Genomic DNA, 24,232 nt, shown 5'->3' with positions numbered 1-24,232 from the left:
ATTATACTGTATCTACAAAAGTTCGCTCTGTTTTATTAAAAATAATGAGTCCGAAAAACAAAATCACTAATGTCACAACTAATGTATATATGAGTCCGTTAATGGACAATGTACCATCTGAAAGCAACATATACCTAGCTGCTTCAATAACATAGGCCAACGGATTATATTCTACTAACCAAGCAAATCTAGGCAACTTATCACGCATTAAAGCCAATGGATACATCACAGCAGATACATACATCAATAATTGAACTCCAAACTGTACTAAGAATTTAAGATCTCGATATTTAGTAACTAAAGATGAAATGATCATTCCCATTCCTAATCCCAATAGCCCCATAACCATAACTAGTACTGGAAATAAAATTAACCATCGGTTTATAGATATACTGGCTCCTGTTGTATAATAATAAACATAAAACCCAAAAAAGATAAGAAGTGAAATACCAAACTTCACCAAATTAGATATCACAATAGACATTGGCAGTATGACTCTGGGGAAATAGACTTTGCTAAAAATATTGGCATTAACCTTAAACGTATCTGAGGTAGCAGTAAGGCAGTTCTTGAAATAATTCCAAATAGAAATACCTGCAAGATTAAACAAAAACGGAGGAACACTTCCTGTTTCAATATTTGCAACCTTGTTAAAAATTAATGTAAATGTAAGTGCCGTAAATAAGGGTTGGATCAAATACCATAAGGGTCCTAAAATAGTTTGTTTATATACTGTAACCACATCTCTTTTAACAAATAAAACCAATAAATCTCTGTATTGCCAAATCTCTTTTAAATTGAGATGTAACAATTTTTGTTTAGAAGAAATAGTATATAACCACGGATTTTCTTTCATTTAATTATTCAATATTAAAATACCCCAAAACGCTCCTTGTTGCTTAAATTGATCTCCATATTTAGATTTCAACTTAGTGATGATATTAGTATATGAAGAATAGACAACAACCTTCTGGTTTTTTGATAAATATGAGTTCATTAATTCAGTATTAAACAGTGCTTTTTTGTTTTCTAACACGTCAATACTAATCCTAGTATCTGCATTGCTAAATGTTCTGTGCACTCCCAATTCGTTTGATGCATTTAACCTGTCTTTAGTAGTAAAACCTAACTCACAGAGTTTGGATGCAATAAACGAATGATTAACGTCCTGCAAAATATTACAATTATTTTCAATAGCATAATTAACAGCAGATTCTCTTTCGTTATTATTGTCTGTCACAAATTGGTCCCAGCCGGATAACATTACACCTCCAAATCCAAAAAGTGGTCGAGGTCCTTCCGAAGTTGGCATAGCCATCCCCGAACCAAAAACAACACTTACATCTGATATTGAAGTTGACATATCCGGATTAAAATTATTGGTGTCTATGGCATTATTTTCAATAGCTCGCACTTCAAAACCTGGTCCCCAAGCTGTATTATTCTTTACTTGAAGGCCAAATACCCACGGTAAAAAAACGATAGCCATTACAACTATTTTCAAATTTCTATTCGTAATAATCTTATAACCATAAATTAAAATCACTACCAATGGAACAACAAGTGTGATCAAGTATTTATACATAGGTACCATTCCTAAAAAAATATATGGCAAACCAGAAAACACCAATAATAGCAGTGGTATGTATATCTTTTGTTTGAAACAATGATATATACCAAAAATCAATAAAACTAAAAATGCAGGTGTTGAAAATGAGATCATTGAAGCTAATGAGGAAAGTAAAGAAAACTCTTTATCTTCTATATAACTAGATCCATAAAGATATACGTCGATAATATCTTTTACAGAATAACCCGAGATTTGAATCCAAATCACAACCGAAAGTATATAAAAAGGAAATATGATAAAACTCGTTTTTAAGCTTTTCAACCTAAACATATCTTTAATGTGCTCTACATTATACAATACATAATAGCCATACAACACAAATAAGTAAAATCCATTACTCCATCTAAAACTAACACCCAATCCAAAAAGTAAAACAGAAAAAATTAATGTAATTATACTTTGGTTTTCTTCATATTTTATAAGCAGTACATGTGACGCCAAGATAAGTGCGAACGAGATATTTGTTGGGTTAATAAACAAACCACTTAAAAGTGTTTCTGGAATTATAAAAGGCAGTACTATTAAAAACAAAACCAAGCCTTTCATATCAGTTTTAAAGACGCGTTCAAAAATTTTGGTCATAAAAACAAGCACAAAAAAACTGGATACAAATGTTAGTGAGATACTAAAAATTCGGAGTGTGTTTTCATTGGTAGTTTGAATAGCAGCCAACAAAGTATCTATCATAGAGTGATACGGAGAGTATGGCGGCTGAAAGCTAGCATCTCTTCCAAAGACATGGTATAGTATTGTTCTTGCATCATCGCCTTCAATATAGTTAAAATTAAGCGTCAATAGACCAACGATTACAAATAGAAATAGGTAGTACAGATAGACCCTTTTAATTTTCATAAAACGATTGGATTTGAGATACGATATAATCTATATCATTTAATTCTAGTTCATAAAACAAAGGAAGCCTTAACAAGTGATCGGCATAATAATCTGTCATCTCTAATGCTCTACCATCATGTTTATCTGTATAGTAACTACTTTTATGTAAGCTTAAATAATGAAATACGGCTTTAATATCTTTAGACTTTAAAAACTCAATAAGTGCCTGACGTTCTTGATTAGTTTTGCAAATAATATAAAACAAATGCGCATTGTTAGAAGCATGTTCTTCTATCTGCGGAAGCTTAAAATGGCCAGCTTGAGCTAACACTTTTAAAGCTTTGTTGTAAGCATTCCAAAGTTGTTTTCTTTTGTTTTGAATGCTATCCAAATTTTCTAATTGTGCCCATAAAAAAGCTGCGATAACTTCAGATGGCAAAAATGAAGATCCTAAGTCTACCCAACCATACTTATCAATTTCACCTCTAAAAAAAGCAGATCGATTAGTTCCTTTTTCCCAGATAATTTCAGACCGCTCAATAAACCGTTCATCATTTATAGCTAATAATCCACCTTCACCTGAAATAATGTTTTTTGTTTCATGAAAAGAAAAGGTTGCCAGATGACCAATACTTCCTAAAGGTCTTCCTTTATAATAACTATCTATGGCCTGAGCAGCATCCTCAACAACATAAATATCATGTTTTTTTGCAATGCTCATGATGGCATCCATATCACAAGATACGCCAGCATAATGTACTACGACTATAGCTTTAGTTTGCTTTGTAATTAAAGCTTCAATTTTTGAAGCGTCAATATTGGGATGATGTTTTGAGGCGTCTGCAAAAACAATTTTAGCGCCTCTAAGCGCAAAAGCATTGGCTGTTGATACAAATGTATACGACGGAATAATGATTTCATCTTCTGAAGTAACATCTAAAAGCAAGGCACACATCTCAAGGGCGTCAGTGCAAGACGTGGTGAGTAAAGCCTTTTTAATTCCAAACTTAGATTCGAAAAAATGCTGACACTTTTTTGTGAACATCCCATTTCCAGAAATTTTTCCAGAAGCTACTGCTTGCTCAATGTATTTTGTTTCGTTTCCTGTTAAAAAAGGTTTATTAAATGGGATCAAATTGTTTTGAATTTAGTATCCTTTATCATTATGAATTTAGACTCAATAAATCTATAGGACAATATACTAACTATAATTGTAAGCATGTAGGTAAATATATAGAGCATTAGGTTATAAAACACACCACCTTCAACATGATTTTCAACATATTTATTTACAACTGGCATAACTAGAAAAATCATAAAAGGATGATACATATAAATCCCATAGGAAATCTTACCAAGATATGCCAATGACTTGTTTCGTAATGCCAAAGTATTAGCGCTGTTTATGGTCATCAAAATAAGTATCATATACCCTATTGCTAATATAAATTCTTGAATTTTCAAACCAACAACTGGCACAGCCATCAAATAACATATAAGCACAATTAAAATGGTGTAGATGTATTTAGAGCTTGTCCATTTTTTAATCATTTCCGAATGAAAAAAGTAAAGATAACCGCCAATAGCACCAATAGTAAGATACTGAATTTTAAAGAATTTAAAAATCTTGTAAACGATGGTTTTATAGCTGAGATAGTCATGTACAAAAAACGTCGCTACCGAATAACAAATTAATGTCACTATTAAAAGTCTTAAGAACCACTTCTTAGTAAGTAAATGCAATGCCAGTGGTATAAATAAATAGAATTGTTCTTCTATTCCAATAGACCAAGACTGAGCCACACCAAGCACTGGTTTAGCAAATTGTGGCAAAAAACCTAAGTACAATGCTATATTGGTTGCTGAATAATTATCAGCATTTTCGATAACTCGACATAGGTTAGCAACGTTTTCAAAAATATCAAAATTAGAAATATATGGTATAACAATAAACCCTATAAACATGATAAGGTAATACAAGGGCCATATGCGATAGATACGTCTTAAATAAAATTTCTTGATATGAATTTTACCATTGTTTTGTTTTTCCTGAAACAGTAAATAGGTGATTAGAAAACCACTTAACACAAAAAATAAATGCACGCTAGATTTACCAAGGCTATGCACTAAATAATGAAAAGGTGTATCAAAGATTTTGATTCCATCTAACTTTTTAAACTGTTCTAAATGATGCACAATCACACCAAACGCTGCGATCGCTCTTAATTCGTTAAGTCCGTTAAAAAATATCTTCTTCTTTCCTATCATTTAGATTAGTTAAAATAGCTTTTTAATTCACTTTCCAAAAATGGGAAATATGCAGTACGTCATGCACATTAAAACCGTTCTTTTCATAAAATACACAGGCTTGAGAATTAGACTTTTGAGTCGCCACATAGAGTTGTTTTACGTTATGTTCTGCACAATAACTAATCACAGCATTCATGAGTCTTGTGCCAATTTTTTGACCTTGAAATTCATTTCTAACACCAATTAATCCTATTTGAGCAGATGGTTCATTTTTTTTGAGTGTCACAAAACCTGTAATTGTATCGTTGTACTTCGTGTAAAAGGTTTTTGTAGCCATCTTTTTATTCAAACTATTGATGATCCACGCCTTATAAAGGCTTTCAAATTGATCTTTTGAAAAGTTTGAATCTAATTTAAATCTACTATACTTACCACTCTCAAAAGCCAAATCGAATAGTTCATTTTCAGAAATTGGATGTATATCATGGTCAAACACGGTCGAATCTACACCTTTTATATTTGTGATATCAATAGACTTAGAATATGTGATTTTGGATTCTGAAAAGTTAGGATAAAACCCTTCAATAGTTATAGGCTGTTCGTCTTCAGTCTTAAGAACTATTAAATCAAATGCATTGTTTTGGTCATTAGGTAATGTATCCAAACCATTATGAAGATATTCAGCTATCTCAAGTGCAAAGAAATCTGAATCCCAAGAAAGTCTATTCAACTGGCTCATCATCTATAATATATAAAGGCCTACTTTTAGATTGATTAAAGGTTTTACCTAAGTAAATTCCTATGACACCTAATACGCTAATAATAATTCCAGAGAAAAAACATATACTTATAAAAATAGAACTATAACCTAATATTTCAATTTCGCCGTTTAGTGCTTTAATGAGTATTCTAATAGCACCAATAAATGACAGAAATGACGTGATTAATCCTATATTAAGAAATAGACGCAATGGCTTATCAGAGAAGGATATAATTGTATTAAAAGCTAGTTTCAGCAACATAAAAAAACTGTAACTAGATTTGCCTTCACTTCGTTTTGAATGTTCAACTTCTATTGACGTTTGTTTAAAACCTACCCATTTCACAAACAACGGAAAAAACACTAAAGCATCTCCTATGGATAGGATACTTTTAATCACTTTTTGATTGTAAATACCAAAATTTGCAACTTCTTTATCAACCTCAATATTGGTGAAAAAAGCGAAGCATTTATAAAACCATTTCGACATTATTTTTTTGAAAAACCCATCTTTTCGCTGTGACCGTTTTGCTAAAACAGAATCAAATCCTTCTTGAGCCTTTTCATAGAGTTTAGGAATTTCACTTGGTTTATCCTGTAAATCACAGTCCATAACCACAGTCCAGCGACCTTCTGCCTTAGATAAACCAGCCATAATTGTTGGATGTTGTCCAAAGTTACGACTTAGCTTAAATACTTTAAGGTTGTCTCGACGCAAAGCAAGTGATTTCATGACTGTCCACGAATTATCTGGACTACTATCATCTACTAATACAATTTCATATGGAATATTAAGCGGACTAAGCGCTTGGTCAATTTCCTGAACGAGTTCTGTAATGATGCCCTCAGCTTTATAAACTGGGCTTACTACTGAAATTTCAGGTTGTTCGATCATATAATTAAAGATTTAATTCTTCAATTTATATAAATAAAATAAATTACTAAAGCGTTATGAACTAAAACTGTCCCAAGTTAATTTTAAGCCTTCTCGAACTGTGTAATTAGGATCATAACCCAACAAACTTTTAGCTTTAGAAATATCTGCTAATGAGTCTCTTACATCACCTTGTCTTGGAGGTCCGTAAATCGCTTCTACTTGAGAGTTAGCGGCAATTTTAAGTGAGTCCCAGAGGTAATTGACACTTATACGCTCACCACAGGCCACATTAAACACTTGATTTTTGGCATTTTCCGAAGCAAAAAAACCGCGAACATTAGCTTGTACTGCATTATCAACAAATGTAAAATCTCTAGTTTGTTCGCCATCACCATTAATTTTAGGAGATTTCTCTTCCTTTAACGCTTGCATGAACAACGGAATTACTGCAGCATAAGCACCATCCGGACTCTGTTTTGGTCCAAAGACATTGAAATACCTTAAACCAACAACATCGGTGTCATACGTTTTTCCGAATACATCAGCATACAATTCATTGACGTATTTAGTCACAGCATATGGTGACAGTGGATTTCCAATATGATCTTCAATTTTAGGTAATGACTGACTATCACCATAAGTTGAACTCGAAGCTGCATAAACCATTCGTTTTACAGTAGACGACTCCTTTAGAGCGATCATCATATTTAAAAAGCCTGAGATATTTACGGCATTTGTTGTTGCGGGATCATTGATAGAACGTGGCACCGAACCCAAAGCTGCTTGATGTGATACATAATCGATATCTACCATAGCATCTTTACATGTTTGTAAATCTCTAATATCACCTTCTACAAGTTCAAACGCTGGATGATCATGAAACTCTATTAGGTTCTTTCGGTGTCCGTTTGAAAAATCATCTAAAACCCGAACGCGTTTTGCATTATATTTTAAAAGATACTCAACAAGGTTAGAACCTATAAAGCCTCCGCCTCCAGTAACTAGAAACGACAACTGACTTAAGTCTTGGTTATGATATTTATGTTCGTACATTATAATCTGGCGTCTACAGTATGTTTAGGAAGTAAGGATTTCACATCAAAAATAACTCCTATATCCGATTTTAATTTTTGTAAGTCCAATTCTAAAAATTCGTTATGAGATACTGCAAGAACAATCGCATCATAGTCACTTTTTAATTGGGACTCATTATCTAATAATTCGAAACCATATTCATGAGTTACCTCAGCTTTAGATGCCCAAGGGTCATAGACATCAACATTAACATTGTAAGTTTCAAACTCTTCTATAATATCTATAACTCTAGAGTTTCTTATATCTGGACAGTTTTCTTTAAAGGTAATTCCTAAAACGAGCACATTAGAATCTTTTATTCTTGCACCTTTTTTAATCATCATCTTCACAGTTTCTTGAGCAACGTAGCCACCCATACTGTCATTCATTTTACGACCAGCAAGAATAATCTCAGGGTTATAACCAGACTCAATAGCTTTTTGAGCGAGATAATATGGATCAACACCTATACAGTGACCACCAACCAAACCTGGTGTAAACTTTATAAAATTCCATTTGGTTCCGGCAGCTTCAAGAACTGCTTTAGTATCTATATCTAGTAACCTAAATATTTTTGACAACTCATTCACAAATGCAATATTGATATCACGCTGAGAATTTTCAATAACCTTGGCAGCTTCTGCTACCTTAATTGATGGTGCCGAATGTGTTCCAGCTACAATTATAGATTTATATAAGTCATCAACTTCTTTAGCTATTTCTGGTGTAGAACCAGAGGTTACTTTGAGAATCTTTGTAACCGTGTGTTTCTTATCACCCGGATTAATACGCTCTGGAGAATATCCTGCAAAAAAATCTTCGTTGAATTTTAGACCAGATTGTTTTTCTAATATAGGTACACAAATATCTTCTGTTACACCTGGATAGACCGTAGATTCATAAATAACAATATCTTCTTTTTTCAATACTGCTCCTACACTTTCACTAGCTTTAATTAATGGTGTAAATACAGGTCTTTTAAGTTCGTCTGTAGGTGTTGGAACAGTGACAATATAGATATTAGAATCTTTTGTATCGTTAGTATCGCTTGATATAAATAGTCCTGTTTCAGAATTTGGATTTGAGGTTAAAACTGATTGTAAATGATCATCTTCAACTTCCAGTGTATTGTCAACACCGTCCCTAAGTTCTTTGATTCGTTTTTCATTGATATCAAATCCAATCACCATGTATTTTTTGGCAAACTCAACAGCGAGTGGTAAACCTACATAGCCTAGTCCTAGGATGGTTATTTTCTTATTGGAATTCATTTTCAGTTAAGTATAGATTTTATTATAAAGGTCAAATCTAAATAAAAACTCCAATTTTGCACGTATTTTTTATTGATTTCAACCTTATCTACCCAAATAATCGTTCTATTGTAAGTTTCAGGGTCAAGTTGTTGAGACAAAATATCTTCTTCATCTTTGTATTTTAGAGTTGCTGGTCCAGTTATGCCTGGCTTGACCATTAAAATAATTCTGTCATCGCCTGTTAATTCATCTGCAAAGCCCTGAATATCAGGTCGCGGACCAACAAAACTCATATCACCTTTAAGAACATTAAATAACTGTGGTAGCTCGTCAAGTTTCGTGTGCCTTAAGATTTTACCTAAACGTGTTGCACTCTTATCGAGATGTCCCAATTCATGCTTTTCCTGTTTTAAAGTTCGCAGCTTATAAATCTTAAAAAGGCGACCATGTTGACCAACACGCCATTGCGAAAAAATACCATATTGCCTAGTATCTAAAGTCGACATTAGAACCAAAAGAATAATAGGGATAATTAAGATAGGGAACAGGAAGATAGATAATATAAGATCAAAAATACGCTTCGCTAAGAGTTGCTTTCTTCCTATCATTTTTAGGCTTTAAATACGCTTTAAAAAACGTTTGATACGTTTCCACGTAGACTCATCTTCTCTTTCATGGTACGCATTACCATATACGCCATAACCGTATCCATAACCATAGCCATAACCGTATCCATAACCATAATTATGATTAGATTTATGCTTATAGAAGTTTAATATAAAGCTAATGTTTTTGACCTCACCAATCTTATACTTGGCGTTAATAAGAGACAGCATTCCTTTTTTTGTATAATCTAATCTTACCATAAAAATTGAAGCATCTGCATATTGCGTCAATTCAAGAGCATCAGTAACTAAACCTAAAGGAGGTGTATCAAGAATGATCATGTCATATTCTTGACGTAAGGTTGTTATGAGTTCTTTCATTCGATCACCCATCAATAATTCGGAAGGATTTGGAGGTACTGGTCCTGATGGTATCACATCCAGATTTTCAATATGTGTGCTATATTTCACATTTTCTAAATCACTCTCGCCAATTAAGAAGTTTACAACGCCTTTATCATTGGTGATATTGAAATCTCCAAAAATCTTAGGTTTCCTTAAATCCAATCCCAATAAAATCGTTTTTTTCCCTGAAAGCGCATACACTGTTGAGATATTAATAGAGCAAAACGTTTTACCTTCACCACTCACCGAAGAGGTAATCATTAACGTTTTCCCTAATCCGCCTTCTTCCTTACCTAATTTCTTAAAAATAAATTGTAAACTCGATCGTATAGATCTGAATGATTCGGCAACAGCAGATTTTGGTTTTTCAAAAACAACTAAATTATTTTTGTAATTGTATTTCCCTACAACACCTAAAATTGGAATCTTAGACAAGCGTTCTATCTCATCAGAACCATGAATTGTATTATCTAATAGAAAGATGATAAAAATGAGAAACATTGGTGCAAAGAAACCTACCATAAGCGCCATCATATAATTTAAGGTCTTATTTGGTCCGATAGGTCTATTTCCAATATCTTTTGCCTCATCAATAACAGCAATATCAGATACATTGGCAGCCTTTACAATTGCAGCTTCTCCTCGCTTCGCCAGATACACATCATATGCCTCTTGGCTTAGATTAAGCTTTCTCTGAATTTTTAAATATTCCTGTTGATCTTCTGGCAGATCTCCCAATTGCGCTTCTAGTCTTGCGATATTGTTGTTTATAGTACCTAACTGTATATTTATTGTACGCTTTGACGCATCTATGGTCTCTAGCAATACATTCTTTTTAGCATCTATACGTCTATCTATATCCTTAAATACCGTAGATCCTTCTTTAGTGGTGTATTCTAATTTTTGGCGTTCTGCGGCAAGTGCACTCAACTCACTAACAATACTTAAAATATTACTCTCATTAATACCAACTGAAGTTGGTGCAGCAATTTTCGTATAATCATTTTTAGATTGCAAGTACCTTTCCAGCGTATTTAAATAATTAATTTTAGACCTACCTTCTTCTTTCTTAAAATCAAGTTCTTTTAATTTTTCAGCAGTCTCAGTCATTTCATCATCAATATTGAAGACTTGATTTTTCTTTCTGAAATCGTTCATCTCAGAAGTCACAATCTTCAAATCATCATCTACAGCTGCAAGACTACTATCAATAAATTTTATAGTATTAGTTGCATAAAGGTTTTTTCGCTCTAATTCTGTAGCACTTAAAATAGCAATGGTCGCATTTAGATAATCGGCTATTTTAGCTTTGTTATTTCCAGCTAAGGACAATTTAAGTACTGATGACGATTTCGCTGAAGGTGCAATAACCGTATTACCTTTATAGTGATTAACGACGTTATCAAAATTTAAAAATTGTAAAAAGTATTCATGATTTGGTGTTATTAAAGCACCTTTAACTTTTGAAACTGTTCCACTAAAGAAAGAGAGGTTTATCGGTTCTCCAAATTTGTGTGTGCTCTTATAAGGGCCAGTAGGCACATTGACCAAATATTTCTTCTTATCTAAGTAACGTTGTACATTCTTTCTATTACCACCAAACTCAGTAAAAATCTCGAACTCATCAGTACTGACCATTCGTATCCCTATAGGTTGGCCGAGCATTTGCCCTTTAGATTTGTCGATTTTAACAGTAAATGGCGTTTTCTTATACACATCAACTTTTCGGTATTTACCTTGCTCAAGGTAAACCATATAATACTGCAAAGAATCGACTACTTTTTCATTATGACTTCTCGTATTTATCGCAGTCATTATTTTACCTACTTTGCCAGAAACACCTCCCCAATTAAAAGAGATACTTGTATTAGCGGTAAAAAACGGATTTTGATCATTCTCAACAGATATAAGAGAATCTAGCCTATACACACTTTGCTTTCTAACATTCACAAAATAAGCCACAATGAGTGCAATACCAATGCATAGAAATACGAGCTTCCATAAATTTAGAGCCTTAAATAAAAACCCTCTAAAATCAAAAGACACATTACTCTGGTCTGCATTGTCAATATCTTGAAACTCGCTGTTCGACATAAATTATCTATTTATCACCAGGATGATCGTTGTTAAAAAAGACACCACAGAAAATAACGTTGTTAAGGTTTGAACTCCTGTAGTTCCTGTTCCCCAGATTTTTTGTTTTAATGGTTTTACATAAATGATATCATTGGGCTGAATATAGTAATAAGGCGATTGCATCACATTGGCATCTGTTAGATCTAAGTGATGTATTTGCTGTCCTTGAGGGTATTGCCTAATAATTTGTACATCTTTCTTATCACCTGTTAAGGGTATTTCTCCTGCATTAGCAATAGCTTCAAATATATTAACACGCTCTTGATAGACCACTTGAGTTCCGGGACTACCAACTTCTCCACTTGCCGTATATCGCAACCCTGAAAGTTTAACAGTTATAAAAATGTTTGCAGTTGATTTAAATTGATCTTCTAAAAGTCTGTCTTTGATAAGCGTCTCAATATCTTCACAGGTATAGCCAAGAACATTAAATTTACCTAGATCTGGTATTCTAATATTTCCGTGGATATCAACTGTAAATCCATCAAAGTAAGCACGTTCTTCTCCTGACGCATTCAAGCTTCCTTCACCTACTGGATTAAAAATAGTGACATTTTCTTGGTCTAATACTTTGATTCTGATATTTAAAATATCATTAATTTGAACACGATATAACTTAGGTTGCTCAACCAATGCTTGTGTGGAATCAATAGCAGTATTTTTATTTTGGAGATAAACAATATCCTTATGTGGAATACAAGATGTAGATAGGATACACAGTAATAATCCTGTAAGCAATAATAATCTATTCATTGTAAAGTTGCTTGTTGCTTCACAAATATAGTTTATCACTATTAATAACAAAACAATTCGTCGTTTTTTTGAGTAATATCACTTTCTTTGTAAAAAATTTAGTTTGAACTATCTAACTGTAGAAAATATTTCGAAATCTTATGGTGAATTAGAGTTGTTCTCTAATCTCTCTTTCAGCATTCATAAGGATGATAAAATTGCATTTGTTGCTAAAAACGGAAGCGGCAAGACCTCAATTCTTAATATCCTGTCAGGAGCAGATACACCAGACTCTGGTCAAATTGTAATGCGAAATGGTTTAAGAATTTCTTTTTTATCGCAATCACCACAATTTGATAACAGCTTAACCATAAATGATACTATTTTTAATTCTGATTCGCCTCAGTTGAAGATTATCGAAAATTATGAGAAAGCACTCCAAAATCCTGAAAACACAGAAGCCTATCAAAAAGCTTTCGAGCAAATGGATATGCATAATGCATGGGAATTTGAACTGCAGTTCAAGCAAATCTTATCACAGCTAAAACTTGACGATCTCAATCAAAAGATTAGTACAATGTCGGGCGGACAAATAAAACGCTTGGCACTGGCTCAAGCCTTGATTAGTAATCCTGATTTACTCGTTCTTGATGAACCTACCAACCACTTAGATTTGGAAATGATTGAATGGTTAGAACAGTATTTTGCCAAATCACAGTTTACCTTGTTCATGGTGACGCACGACCGTTATTTCTTAGAACGCGTGTGCAACGAAATTATAGAGCTCGATCATGGAAAACTATACACCTACAAAGGCAACTATTCGTATTACTTAGAAAACAAAGAAGCCCGAATTACTCAAGAGCAAGTCGAAACTGGAAAGGCCAAGCAACTCTTTAAAAAAGAGTTAGAATGGATGCGACGTCAGCCCAAAGCACGAACAACGAAATCAAAATCGCGAATTGATGATTTCTCAGACATTAAGAAACGTGCGCATCAACGCAGAAAAGATCATAAGATCCAACTGGAGATCAATATGGAACGATTGGGCAGTAAGATTGTAGAATTCCATAACGTTTCTAAAGCCTTTGATGACAAGGCTATTCTTGACGGATTTGAATACGTCTTTAAACGTGGTGAGCGCATTGGTATTATTGGAAAAAACGGGACTGGAAAATCGACCTTCCTCAACATGCTCACGCACAGCCTTAGTCCAGATACAGGAAAGATCATCATTGGAGATACCGTAAAATTTGGCTATTACACTCAAGGTGGCATTGACATCAAACCGCAACAAAAAGTGATTGACGTCATCAAAGAATTTGGCGAATTTATCCCACTCACTAAAGGCCGACAAATTAGTGCCAAACAGTTATTAGAACGTTTTCTTTTCGACGGAAAAAAGCAACATGACTATGTAGAAAAATTAAGTGGTGGTGAGCAAAAACGTTTGTATTTGTGTACTGTTTTAATTCAGAATCCCAATTTCTTGATCCTTGATGAACCGACTAACGATTTAGATATTGTCACTTTAAATATTCTTGAAGATTTCCTTCTCGATTTCCCTGGTTGTTTGCTTGTGGTATCCCACGACAGATACTTTATGGATAAAATCGTAGATCACCTTTTTGTGTTTAAAGGCAACGGAAAAATACAAGATTTTCCTGGTAATTATTCCGATTATCGCGAGTATGATGCTCTATATCCTTCGGAAACAAAAACAGCACCTGTCGATAACTCTAGTTCAGATCAAAAAGAAGACCAGAATAAAAGTCAGAAATTATCATACAACGAACAGAAAGAGTATAAAAATCTTGAAAGCAAAATACGTGCGCTCGAATTAGATAAAAAAGCACTCGAAGAGCAGTTTAACGACGCTTCATTAAGTCAGGAGAAGATTAACGAATTGTCGCAGCAACTTCAGGGTATTATTGACGATATTGAAGCTAAAGAATTGCGTTGGTTCGAACTATCAGAGAAATTTGAATCCTAATCATGTTTCAAAGTATTGAATACATCAAATTTTTATTCAAGTCCACCAACCAACATGGTGTCCACTCCCCTTTTGTCTATGATTTGGTCACCAAATGCTTTTATGATAAAACGAAGTACGATGATTATGCAAAACTTTCATCATATAGAAACACCTTATTAAAAAACAAGCAATCGATAGACATCACCGATTTTGGTTCAGGCTCAAGAGTGTTCAAATCAAATTCCAGAGCGATCAGTGCCATGGCAAAAACGTCTGGAACTTCCGTAAAAAGATCACAATTACTTTACAGGTTAGTTCGCTATTTTAAGCCTAAACACATCTTAGAACTTGGCACTTCATTAGGTATTGCCACTCATGCTATGGCGCTTGCCAATTCGAAAAGTAAAATTACTTCGGTAGAAGGTTGCCCAAATACAGCTGCATTTACAAAACAGCAACTTGACGATTTCAATATTAACAATGTCTCGCTTGAGAATAGTGAATTTGAAACTAGCCTTCCGAAGTTAAAAGACAATACCTACGATCTTGTTTTTTTTGATGGTAATCATAATAAAGAGGCAACACTTCAGTATTTTAATACGTTGATTGCATCGGCACATAACGATTCTATTTTTATTTTTGATGACATCCATTGGTCGAGAGATATGGTGGACGCTTGGGAAAGGATTAAAGCACATCCTAAAGTCACTGTGACCATTGACACCTTTTTTTGGGGATTTGTATGCTTCAGAAAAGAACAGGTGAAAGAAAATTTCGTCATTAGATTGTAACAACATTTAATGTGTTGCGTCATATGAAGTGAAATCTGTATCTTGCAGACACATCAATTAAAAGTATATTCCAGTATGGGAAACGTTATTGAAATTAGAGACATCATTCGTGATTTTCAACTCGGTCAAGAGACCGTTCATGTGTTAAAGGGCATCGATTTAGACATCGAATTAGGAGACTATGTTGCCATTATGGGACCTTCAGGTTCGGGAAAATCAACACTTATGAACCTATTGGGTTGCCTAGATACACCAACGGCTGGCTCATATGTTCTTAATGGTAAAGATGTGAGTCAGATGAGCGATGATGAATTAGCCGAAATTAGAAATACTGAAATTGGCTTCGTGTTTCAAACGTTCAACCTATTACCACGAACTACTGCTTTGGATAATGTCGCTTTACCAATGGTATATGCAGGTGCTTCAAAATCACAACGTACAAAAAGAGCTGAAGAAGTGCTTACTGATGTAGGTCTTGCCGATCGTATGGATCACAAACCTAATCAATTATCTGGTGGTCAACGCCAACGTGTGGCTGTTGGTCGTGCACTTGTTAATAAACCTTCTATTATTTTGGCCGATGAGCCTACAGGAAACCTAGATTCTAAGACAGGTCACGAAATCATGACCTTGTTTGATGAAATCCATCAAGCAGGAAACACGGTAATCATGGTCACGCATGAAGAAGATATCGCAGCACATGCGAAACGTGTGATTAGATTGCGTGATGGCATGGTGGAAAGCGATACTAGAAATTAATTAACTGCGATATTACCTTTTATTGCTGTAATAATACTCATCAGTATTGGAGTCATTCTAACGTGATAAATTGACAATCAACAATACATGAGACCTCTCAAATATCTTTTAGCAACATTACTATTTATTGTTTTTCTTGAACTTAATGCTGCTGTTGTAGGCATGCTATTCTATTATGTGATTGAAGACATGTTTCATAGAGCCTATAAATATGCTTTACTTGCTACAACCATAGTAGAAGCCGCTGCTATATTTTATTTATTATTCCTCATCTATAAAAAGAAACTCCTTTATTTTTTTAAAGTTCCCTACAGGTTGTCATTTATTGCTATATCATTAGGTGCTGCTTTTGTTTTTATTCAAACACCTCTAAATATAATTTATAACGCCATTTTTAATACAGATCACAATATTATATACGATTTTGTTATGACCAAAACCAGCCAAAGAGAATCGCTAGCTACAGTACTTTTTATTCCTTTGGCAGAAGAGCTGTTTTTTAGAGGCTACATCCAACAAGGCTTAAATAAATACATGAAACCCGTATTTGCCATCTTAATTTCCTCTGTATTGTTTAGCCTCATCCACCTACAAACTTTTGCTATATTCTTCCCTAATGCAGACTATCTAAATCTTGATATTCATTTAACATACATTACCTTCTTTGGTGGTTTAATTTCTGCTTTGCTTTATCATAAATCAAAATCATTTGTACCTTCAATCTTATTCCACATGAGTTGGAACTTATGGGCAATTATCGTTTAATTTTAAGATATAATTCAAAACGTATCTCGATTAAAACTTTTAACTTGCATCTATGAAAATATATACAAAAACGGGAGACAAAGGAACAACGGCATTGTTTGGTGGTACACGTGTTCCAAAACATCATATTCGTATTGATAGCTACGGAACAGTAGATGAACTCAATTCACATTTAGGACTGATAAGAGACCAAGACATCAATAACCATTATAAAGATGTGCTCATAGATATTCAGGATAGATTATTTACCGTTGGTGCTATTTTAGCAACCGACCCTGAAAAGGCCACACTCAAAAACGGAAAAGAACGGTTAAACATCCCTAAAATTTCCGAAACCGATATTGCGCAACTCGAACAAGAAATGGATACCATGAACGAATCATTACCACCAATGACGCACTTTGTATTACCTGGTGGACATCAAACGGTGTCATTCTGTCACATCGCTCGCTGTGTGTGCCGTAGAGCCGAACGTTTAGCAAGTGCGCTTAATGATCTGGAACCTTTCCAACCCGAAAGTTTAAAGTACCTCAACCGACTTTCTGACTACCTATTTGTATTGGCACGAAAGTTGTCACATGATTTGCAAGCCGAAGAAGTAAAATGGATTCCAAAGAAAGAATCCTAGAATACCACTTTGCAGAATAAATTACTAGTTCTACTAGGCTTAAAGCATAAAAAATATAAGTTCTTTAAAATTATTATTTAATTAATTCGTTTTTTTCTTGACTTTTTGAACTATAATTTTATTTTTGCAAAAAAATAAACACATTAAGAAATGTATTGGACATTAGAATTAGCATCGTATTTAAGTGATGCGCCTTGGCCAGCAACAAAAGACGAATTAATAGACTACGCTATTAGAACAGGAGCTCCATTGGAAGTTGTTGAAAATCTACAAGCGATAGAAGACGAAGGCGACTCTTACGATTCCATCGAAGAAATCTGGTCAGATTATCCGACAGATGAAGATTATCTCTGGAATGAAGATGAGTATTAAAGGTAATTGAAACAAAAATTACCTCTAATGATATAAAAAAGTTAAAAAGTCTCTCATTGAGGCTTTTTTTGTGCCCGAAATTTTCAGTATAACTAACACAAATCATATCTTTGAAATTCCAGAATTTTTAAAGATAAAACGTTGTTCGCAACGTTTCTAATAACATAAATAAACACAAATGAGTTTTTTAAATTCAGTACTTAAAGTATTTGTAGGAGACAAAGCCAAACAGGATGTGAAGGCGCTTACTCCTATTGTAGATCAAGTGAAATCTTTTGAAAGTGCACTTGAGCAATTATCTCATGACCAATTGAGAGCCAAAACTGCGGAGTTCAAAGACAAAATAGCCGAAGCACGCAAACCGCTTCAAGACAATATAGATCAATTATTAAAAGATGCTGAAGCCACTGATGATATTGATAAAAGAGAAGACATCTACCTTGAAATAGATAAGATCAAAGATGATATCTACGAGGTCTCTGAAGTCGTTCTTAATGATATTATGCCAGAAGCCTTTGCTGTCGTAAAAGAAACAGCAAAGCGTTTTGTTCACAACACCGAAATTTCGGTCCAAGCTAATGAGTTTGACCGCTTAGTGTCTGGTGATAAAGATTATGTAACGCTTCAAGGCGATCAAGCCATTTGGGCCAATTCTTGGGATGCCGCTGGTAAGCCAATTACTTGGGACATGATTCATTACGATGTACAGCTTATTGGTGGAGCAGCAATGCACCAAGGAAAAATTGCAGAGATGCAAACTGGTGAAGGTAAAACCTTAGTAGCAACCCTTCCTGTATACTTAAATGCCTTAGCTGGAAAAGGTGTGCATTTAGTAACGGTTAACGATTACTTAGCCAAACGTGATAGCGCGTGGATGGCTCCTATTTTTGAGTTCCATGGATTGAGCGTCGATTGTATCGATTACCACCAACCTAACTCTGAAGCAAGACGTAAAGCCTATAAAGCAGATATTACCTACGGAACCAACAACGAATTTGGTTTCGATTACCTAAGAGATAATATGGCGCATTCGCCAGGAGATCTAGTGCAACGTCCGCATCACTATGCGATTGTTGATGAGGTCGATTCTGTATTGGTCGATGATGCACGTACACCATTAATTATTTCTGGACCTATTCCGCAAGGAGATCGTCATGAATTTACAGAGCTAAAACCTAAAGTAGATACGATTGTTAGTGTACAACGAAAAGAGCTTGTTGGTGTTTTAGCCGAAGCTAAAAAATTAATTGCAGAAGGTGATACCAAAGAAGGTGGTTTCTTATTATTAAGAGCCTACAGAGGTATTCCTAAAAATAAAGCCTTGATCAAATTCTTAAGTGAAGAAGGTATTAAGGCCCTACTCCAAAAAACGGAGAATTTCTACATGCAAGATAACAACAGAGAGATGCCTAAAGTTGATGCAGAACTCTACTACGTTATCGAAGAAAAAAATAATCAGGTAGAATTAACCGATAAAGGTGTTGAATTCTTATCTGGTATAGAGAATCCAGATTTCTTCGTGATGCCAGAAATTGGTATGGAGATTTCAAAGATTGAAAGCAAAGGCTTATCTAAAGAAGACGAAGCTGCCGAAAAGGAAGAGTTGTTTAGAGACTTCGGAATTAAATCGGAACGTATCCATACACTCAACCAATTATTAAAAGCATACGCCTTATTTGAAAAGGACATCCAATATGTGGTGATGGACAATAAGGTGATGATCGTTGATGAGCAAACGGGTCGTATTATGGATGGTCGTCGTTATAGTGACGGACTCCACCAAGCGATTGAAGCCAAAGAAAATGTAAAGATCGAAGATGCCACACAAACCTTTGCTACAGTAACTTTACAAAACTACTTTAGAATGTACCGCAAACTATCTGGTATGACAGGTACAGCGGTTACAGAAGCAGGTGAATTCTGGGAAATCTATAAATTGGATGTGGTGGAAATTCCAACCAACCGACCAATTGCACGTGATGACCGTCAGGATTTAGTTTATAAAACAAAACGTGAAAAATACAATGCTGTTATCGATGAGGTTACCAACTTATCCCAAGCAGGACGACCAGTATTAATTGGTACAACAAACGTTGAAATTTCCGAGCTTTTAGGAAAGATGTTATCGATTAGAAAAGTACCGCATAATGTACTTAACGCGAAACTCCATAAAAAGGAAGCCGATATTGTTGCCGAAGCTGGACAACCAGGACAGGTAACTATCGCAACCAACATGGCAGGTCGTGGTACCGATATTAAATTATCAGATGCTGTAAAAGAAGCAGGTGGTTTGGCCATCGTTGGTACAGAGCGTCACGATTCGCGTCGTGTCGATCGCCAGTTACGTGGTCGTGCAGGACGTCAAGGAGATCCAGGAAGTTCACAGTTTTATGTGTCTTTAGAAGATAACCTCATGCGTTTATTTGGTAGTGAGCGTATTGCCAAAATGATGGATAAAATGGGATTAAAGGAAGGTGAAGTGATTCAGCATTCTATGATTTCAAAATCTATTGAGCGTGCACAGAAAAAAGTAGAAGAAAACCAATTTGGTGTTCGTAAGCGTCTTTTAGAATATGACGATGTGATGAATGCGCAGCGTGAAGTGGTTTACAAACGTCGTCGTCATGCCTTACATGGTGAACGTCTTCGTGTCGACTTAGCCAATATGATCTACGATACTTCTGAAGGCATTGCAGAAAACAATAAAGCCGCTGAAGACTTCAAGAACTTCGAGTTTGAATTGATCAGATACTTCTCGATGAGCTCACCAATTTCCGAAGCTGATTTCAAAAAGTTATCAGTACAAGATATTGCTGGAAAAGTCTATAAATCGGCTTTTGAGCACTACAGAGAGAAAATGCAACGCAACGCCGAGTTGGCATTCCCAGTGATTGAGAATGTGTACTTGAACCAACGTGATAAATACAAGCGTATCGTGGTGCCGTTTACCGATGGTGTAAAGAACTTACAAGTGGTAACAGACCTTGAAAAGGCGTATGAAACCAAAGGAACGCAGTTGATCAACGATTTTGAAAAGAACATTACCTTGGCGATTGTTGATGATGCTTGGAAAACGCATTTACGTAAAATGGATGAGTTAAAGCAGTCGGTGCAATTAGCAGTTCACGAGCAAAAAGATCCACTATTGATCTATAAGTTTGAAGCTTTTGAGTTGTTCAAGGAAATGATCGACCAGGTGAATAAAGATGTGATCTCGTTCTTATTTAAAGGCGAATTACCTTCGGAAACACAAAATAATATCCAGGAAGCCAAAGCACGTAAGCAAGAGAAGCTAGAAACGCAAAAGGATGAAATTCCAAATATGGATGAACGTGCAGCACAAAGCAGAGCTGCTGGTGCAGGTGCATCACGTCAACAACAACAAGTGGTTGAAACTATTGTTAGAGAGCAACCAAAAATTGGACGTAATGATAAAGTTACGATTAAGCATGTGATGAGTGGTGAAAATAAAACGGTCAAGTATAAACAAGCCATCCCTTTAATAGCTAAAGGCGAATGGGTCTTAGTCGAGCACTAAGTACTATTTGGTGTCTCACTCAAACGCTAAGTGACAACAGGAGGCATATCAAATGAAGAGTAACTCGTCACCCTGAACTTGGTTTAGGATCTCATAGTACAAAACATAGCATTCCGCATGTGATGTGGAGTCCAACATAAAACTAAAAATCCTGAGCGTAATGCTCGGGATTTTTTATTGCTTTATAATCTTTTGCGTTGTACTTCCATTTTCCGAAGAAAGCTTTACAAAATAAATACCTTTTGATAAATCCGCAACATCTATAGTACGTTCTAACTCATTTCCAATAAAAATGATGTGTTGTAATACGCGACCATTCACATCATATATAGTAGTCTTGTTAAGTACCACTTCAGAAGTGATGTATAATTGATCTTGAACCGGATTAGGATACACTTGTATGGTCGAACCCAATTCAAACTCATTAACAGACAAATTGTCTTCGACCGTAGTTTGATAATCATTGGTTACAATAGGAAAGTTAAAATCGAAGAAAATTTCGGCATCATTACTAAACGTATCACCTACCATCAACGTCTCTAAGGTTTTTATTTTAAACACTACAAAACCATCGTTATTAGCATCATCAAATGGCAAGTTGATATTTTCAAATATAAATTCGACTTCATTTGTATTTCGAATTCTAGTTATAAAATCATGACTTGCATGCAACGGAATTAGAGAATTGATATCAAATTTACTAATATCAATATTGTCTTTTATAACAACGTTTATAGCGTTTGCAGTACCTATATTTTCAAAGCGAATTAAATAGTGAAGATACTCTCCTACCATAGCTTCTCTTATGGTCTCACCTTCCAGACAGGTTTTGTCGTTTGGATCAAATGAATTAACGATAGTCTGATCAAGCATAAACGTATTATCCGAAGGCAAAACATCAGCAGGTGTTGTCGTTATCATTGCTTCTGTGTTCACAATATCTCCATTTGATAGTGGAAAATCTGGATCAGTAGTTGCGTTTAGCGAAAATTCTAAATCAATAAACCGCGTTTCAAAAGGCAACAGATTATTGAATGTCCATGAAAGGTTTCCTGCTGTAACAGTTGGTGCCAACGAAGATGACTGAAAATCCATGATATTGTCATCAAAGACAAAGCTTAAATTTCCTGAGGCTTGTGTGTTCCCTTTGTTTCTATAAAATAGTCTGTAACTTGCATTAAATCCAGCTTGAGTAATACTGGTAGGCGTTATTATTATTTCCAGATCGTTTTGAATCCCATTTGGTACGATGCAAAAATCCTGAGAAAACGGACTAACATCTTGAGGGAATTGCAGACTAACACTGGAGGGTTGAACTATAAAATAGTTTGGGTTTTCTAAACTAGCTGTTATCGTACTGTTTCCCTCTAACAGTTGTAAGGTATAATTCTCAGAGCTTGATGTTATTGCCGTTTCAGTGTAGGTATCATTAATAACCTGTAATTTTAAATTTACAGTATTAATATCCTGAGCATCACAACCATTATTATCAGCATCAAAAGTGATTGTACCATTTAATTCAAAAAATGAGCCTCCATAATCAAAATCACAGTATGAATTGACTTGAACACTCGAATTCGCAAATACATTTTGAACCCATAGCTCGCTAGAAATATTATCAATACAAACATAATTAAGGCTTGGCACATTAAATGCTGAGATCCCATCTAAAGCTGTCCCGTTTTTAATGTTTATCGTTTCCAGCAAGAGACTATTACTCACAAACATTTGAGACAGATTTTGATTCTGACTTAAATCAAGCGTTGTAAAATCGCTTCCACTTGCATAAAGATTTCTAAGGTTTGGAAAGATGGAAAAATCAGTATCTGGATAATGAAGATCAAAAATATCAATAGTTTCCAAATCAAGAAACCAACTTAGATCTATGACAGGCAATGGATTTTCTCCAATGGAGAGATTTATAAATGAAGTATTTGTTCCTAAGTTCAAGCTACTAATATTATTATTAACACAATCTAAAACAGTGATACTTGGATTTAAGCTAATATCTAAACTTGATAAATCATTAGATCGACATGATATATACTCTAAATTAGGATTAGACATTAGATCAAGCACTTGTAATTGGTTTCCCGAACAAATCAAACGGGTTAGATTACTATTATTACTAATATCTAGCGTCGCTATGCCATTACCATTACAGGCCAACTCCATTAAATTAAAATTATTACTAGTATTTAATGTGGTCAATGCATTGTTTCCAACAGACAGGTTAATCAAATTAGGATTTAAGCTTATATCTAGGTTTGTTAGATCATTATTATCAAGTCGTAAAATCTCAATATTAGCGAGGCTATTTACATCAATAGCTGTAAGATCATTAAGTGCCATATCCAAGGTTTTTAAATTGGTTAATGCACTCAAATCTGCATTGGGTATGTCATTAAAAGCACATTTTAAGATTTCCAGACTACTGAAATTTTCAATTCCGCTTAGATTCGAAATATTTTGATTATTGATGTATAAATTGGTAACCATTGCTATTTCACTTACTGTAATATACCCATCGTCATTAGCATCTGCATCTATATCTCCCAACCCATCGTCGTCAATATCTATACAGTTAGTATTCATCAAGGCATTCTCGAAATTGACATCGGGAAAAGAAATAATTTGGGCTTGTGCTGTAGACAGTAAAAAAAATGTAATTAAAAATAAGTAGAGGTGCTTCATATCACGTTTATAAGTTAAGTCCTACAATAATAAGGAAATATTTACGAAGGCTAAGATGAGACCTTGAAGTTTAACAGTAGGTTCAAACACGTGTAATTTGTTATACATAATGACATTCTTTTAACACATCCAAAAACCACAAACATGATGTATT

The 24,232-nt window shown here is 34.6% G+C and carries 19 protein-coding genes; 7 read left to right on the top strand and 12 right to left on the bottom strand.

Annotated features, from left to right (window positions below; genetic code table 11):
• Window position 1: 1 nt before the first annotated feature.
• Genes KWG70_RS11315 through KWG70_RS11265 form a run of 11 tightly spaced genes read right to left on the bottom strand, consistent with a single transcriptional unit; the run spans window position 2 to window position 12,577 of the window.
• Window positions 2-856: an ABC transporter permease gene (locus tag KWG70_RS11315; RefSeq protein ID WP_230936142.1), complete on the bottom strand. Its 855-nt coding sequence runs from the start codon at window positions 854-856 to the stop codon at window positions 2-4.
• Complete coding sequence (locus tag KWG70_RS11310; protein ID WP_230936141.1) at window positions 857-2,482, bottom strand: hypothetical protein; 1,626 nt, start codon at window positions 2,480-2,482, stop codon at window positions 857-859.
• Window positions 2,472-3,599 (bottom strand): dTDP-4-amino-4,6-dideoxygalactose transaminase, encoded by a 1,128-nt coding sequence (gene rffA / locus KWG70_RS11305; protein ID WP_230936140.1) that lies wholly within the window; start codon window positions 3,597-3,599, stop codon window positions 2,472-2,474. The genes KWG70_RS11310 and rffA overlap by 11 nt, the downstream gene beginning before the upstream one ends.
• A complete protein-coding gene (locus tag KWG70_RS11300) occupies window positions 3,596-4,732 on the bottom strand; it encodes an acyltransferase family protein (protein WP_230936139.1) in 1,137 nt (378 codons plus the stop codon). The genes rffA and KWG70_RS11300 overlap by 4 nt, the downstream gene beginning before the upstream one ends.
• A gap of 22 nt (window positions 4,733-4,754) precedes the next feature.
• Window positions 4,755-5,444: a GNAT family N-acetyltransferase gene (locus tag KWG70_RS11295; protein ID WP_230936138.1), complete on the bottom strand. Its 690-nt coding sequence runs from the start codon at window positions 5,442-5,444 to the stop codon at window positions 4,755-4,757.
• A complete protein-coding gene (locus KWG70_RS11290; RefSeq protein WP_230936137.1) occupies window positions 5,437-6,369 on the bottom strand; it encodes a glycosyltransferase family 2 protein in 933 nt (310 codons plus the stop codon). The genes KWG70_RS11295 and KWG70_RS11290 overlap by 8 nt, the downstream gene beginning before the upstream one ends.
• Before the next feature lie 54 nt (window positions 6,370-6,423).
• The gene (locus KWG70_RS11285) at window positions 6,424-7,404 is read right to left on the bottom strand and encodes an SDR family oxidoreductase (protein WP_230936136.1); all 981 of its coding nucleotides are present in this window, start codon (window positions 7,402-7,404) and stop codon (window positions 6,424-6,426) included.
• A complete protein-coding gene (locus KWG70_RS11280; protein WP_230936135.1) occupies window positions 7,404-8,696 on the bottom strand; it encodes a nucleotide sugar dehydrogenase in 1,293 nt (430 codons plus the stop codon). The genes KWG70_RS11285 and KWG70_RS11280 overlap by 1 nt, the downstream gene beginning before the upstream one ends.
• Window positions 8,697-8,698: 2 nt before the next feature.
• Window positions 8,699-9,286: a sugar transferase gene (locus KWG70_RS11275; RefSeq protein ID WP_230936134.1), complete on the bottom strand. Its 588-nt coding sequence runs from the start codon at window positions 9,284-9,286 to the stop codon at window positions 8,699-8,701.
• 9 nt (window positions 9,287-9,295) lie between these two features.
• The gene (locus tag KWG70_RS11270; protein WP_230936133.1) at window positions 9,296-11,782 is read right to left on the bottom strand and encodes a GumC family protein; all 2,487 of its coding nucleotides are present in this window, start codon (window positions 11,780-11,782) and stop codon (window positions 9,296-9,298) included.
• 3 nt (window positions 11,783-11,785) lie between these two features.
• Window positions 11,786-12,577 carry a polysaccharide biosynthesis/export family protein gene (locus tag KWG70_RS11265; RefSeq protein WP_230936132.1) on the bottom strand — a complete coding sequence of 264 codons (792 nt, stop codon included), beginning with the start codon at window positions 12,575-12,577 and terminating at the stop codon, window positions 11,786-11,788.
• Window positions 12,578-12,680: 103 nt separating this feature from the next.
• On the opposite strand from KWG70_RS11265, the gene KWG70_RS11260 reads away from it, so the two are divergent.
• The 7 genes from KWG70_RS11260 (at window position 12,681) to secA (ending at window position 21,384) form a co-directional block, all read left to right on the top strand.
• Entirely contained in the window at window positions 12,681-14,549 is a 1,869-nt protein-coding gene (locus KWG70_RS11260; RefSeq protein WP_230936131.1) for an ABC-F family ATP-binding cassette domain-containing protein, read from the top strand.
• A gap of 2 nt (window positions 14,550-14,551) precedes the next feature.
• Window positions 14,552-15,322 (top strand): O-methyltransferase, encoded by a 771-nt coding sequence (locus tag KWG70_RS11255; protein ID WP_230936130.1) that lies wholly within the window; start codon window positions 14,552-14,554, stop codon window positions 15,320-15,322.
• A 75-nt stretch (window positions 15,323-15,397) separates the two neighbouring features.
• Window positions 15,398-16,081: an ABC transporter ATP-binding protein gene (locus KWG70_RS11250; RefSeq protein WP_230936129.1), complete on the top strand. Its 684-nt coding sequence runs from the start codon at window positions 15,398-15,400 to the stop codon at window positions 16,079-16,081.
• A gap of 87 nt (window positions 16,082-16,168) precedes the next feature.
• Entirely contained in the window at window positions 16,169-16,846 is a 678-nt protein-coding gene (locus KWG70_RS11245; protein ID WP_230936128.1) for a CPBP family intramembrane glutamic endopeptidase, read from the top strand.
• A gap of 52 nt (window positions 16,847-16,898) precedes the next feature.
• Entirely contained in the window at window positions 16,899-17,474 is a 576-nt protein-coding gene (locus KWG70_RS11240; RefSeq protein WP_230936127.1) for a cob(I)yrinic acid a,c-diamide adenosyltransferase, read from the top strand.
• Window positions 17,475-17,624: 150 nt separating this feature from the next.
• Window positions 17,625-17,846, top strand: a complete 222-nt coding sequence (locus tag KWG70_RS11235) for a DUF2795 domain-containing protein (protein WP_010177336.1) — start codon at window positions 17,625-17,627, stop codon at window positions 17,844-17,846.
• Between the two features lie 178 nt (window positions 17,847-18,024).
• Complete coding sequence (gene secA, locus KWG70_RS11230) at window positions 18,025-21,384, top strand: preprotein translocase subunit SecA (protein ID WP_230936126.1); 3,360 nt, start codon at window positions 18,025-18,027, stop codon at window positions 21,382-21,384.
• A gap of 174 nt (window positions 21,385-21,558) precedes the next feature.
• On the opposite strand, the gene KWG70_RS11225 is transcribed toward secA, so the two are convergent.
• A complete protein-coding gene (locus KWG70_RS11225) occupies window positions 21,559-24,078 on the bottom strand; it encodes a T9SS type A sorting domain-containing protein (protein WP_230936125.1) in 2,520 nt (839 codons plus the stop codon).
• Window positions 24,079-24,232 lie beyond the last annotated feature (154 nt).

Origin of the sequence: Psychroserpens luteolus (assembly GCF_021032705.1) — a bacterium.
GTDB classification, from domain to species: domain Bacteria; phylum Bacteroidota; class Bacteroidia; order Flavobacteriales; family Flavobacteriaceae; genus Psychroserpens; species Psychroserpens luteolus.
The sequence above is the reverse complement of the archived record's forward strand: the minus strand, read 5'-3'. Positions and strand labels throughout refer to the sequence as shown.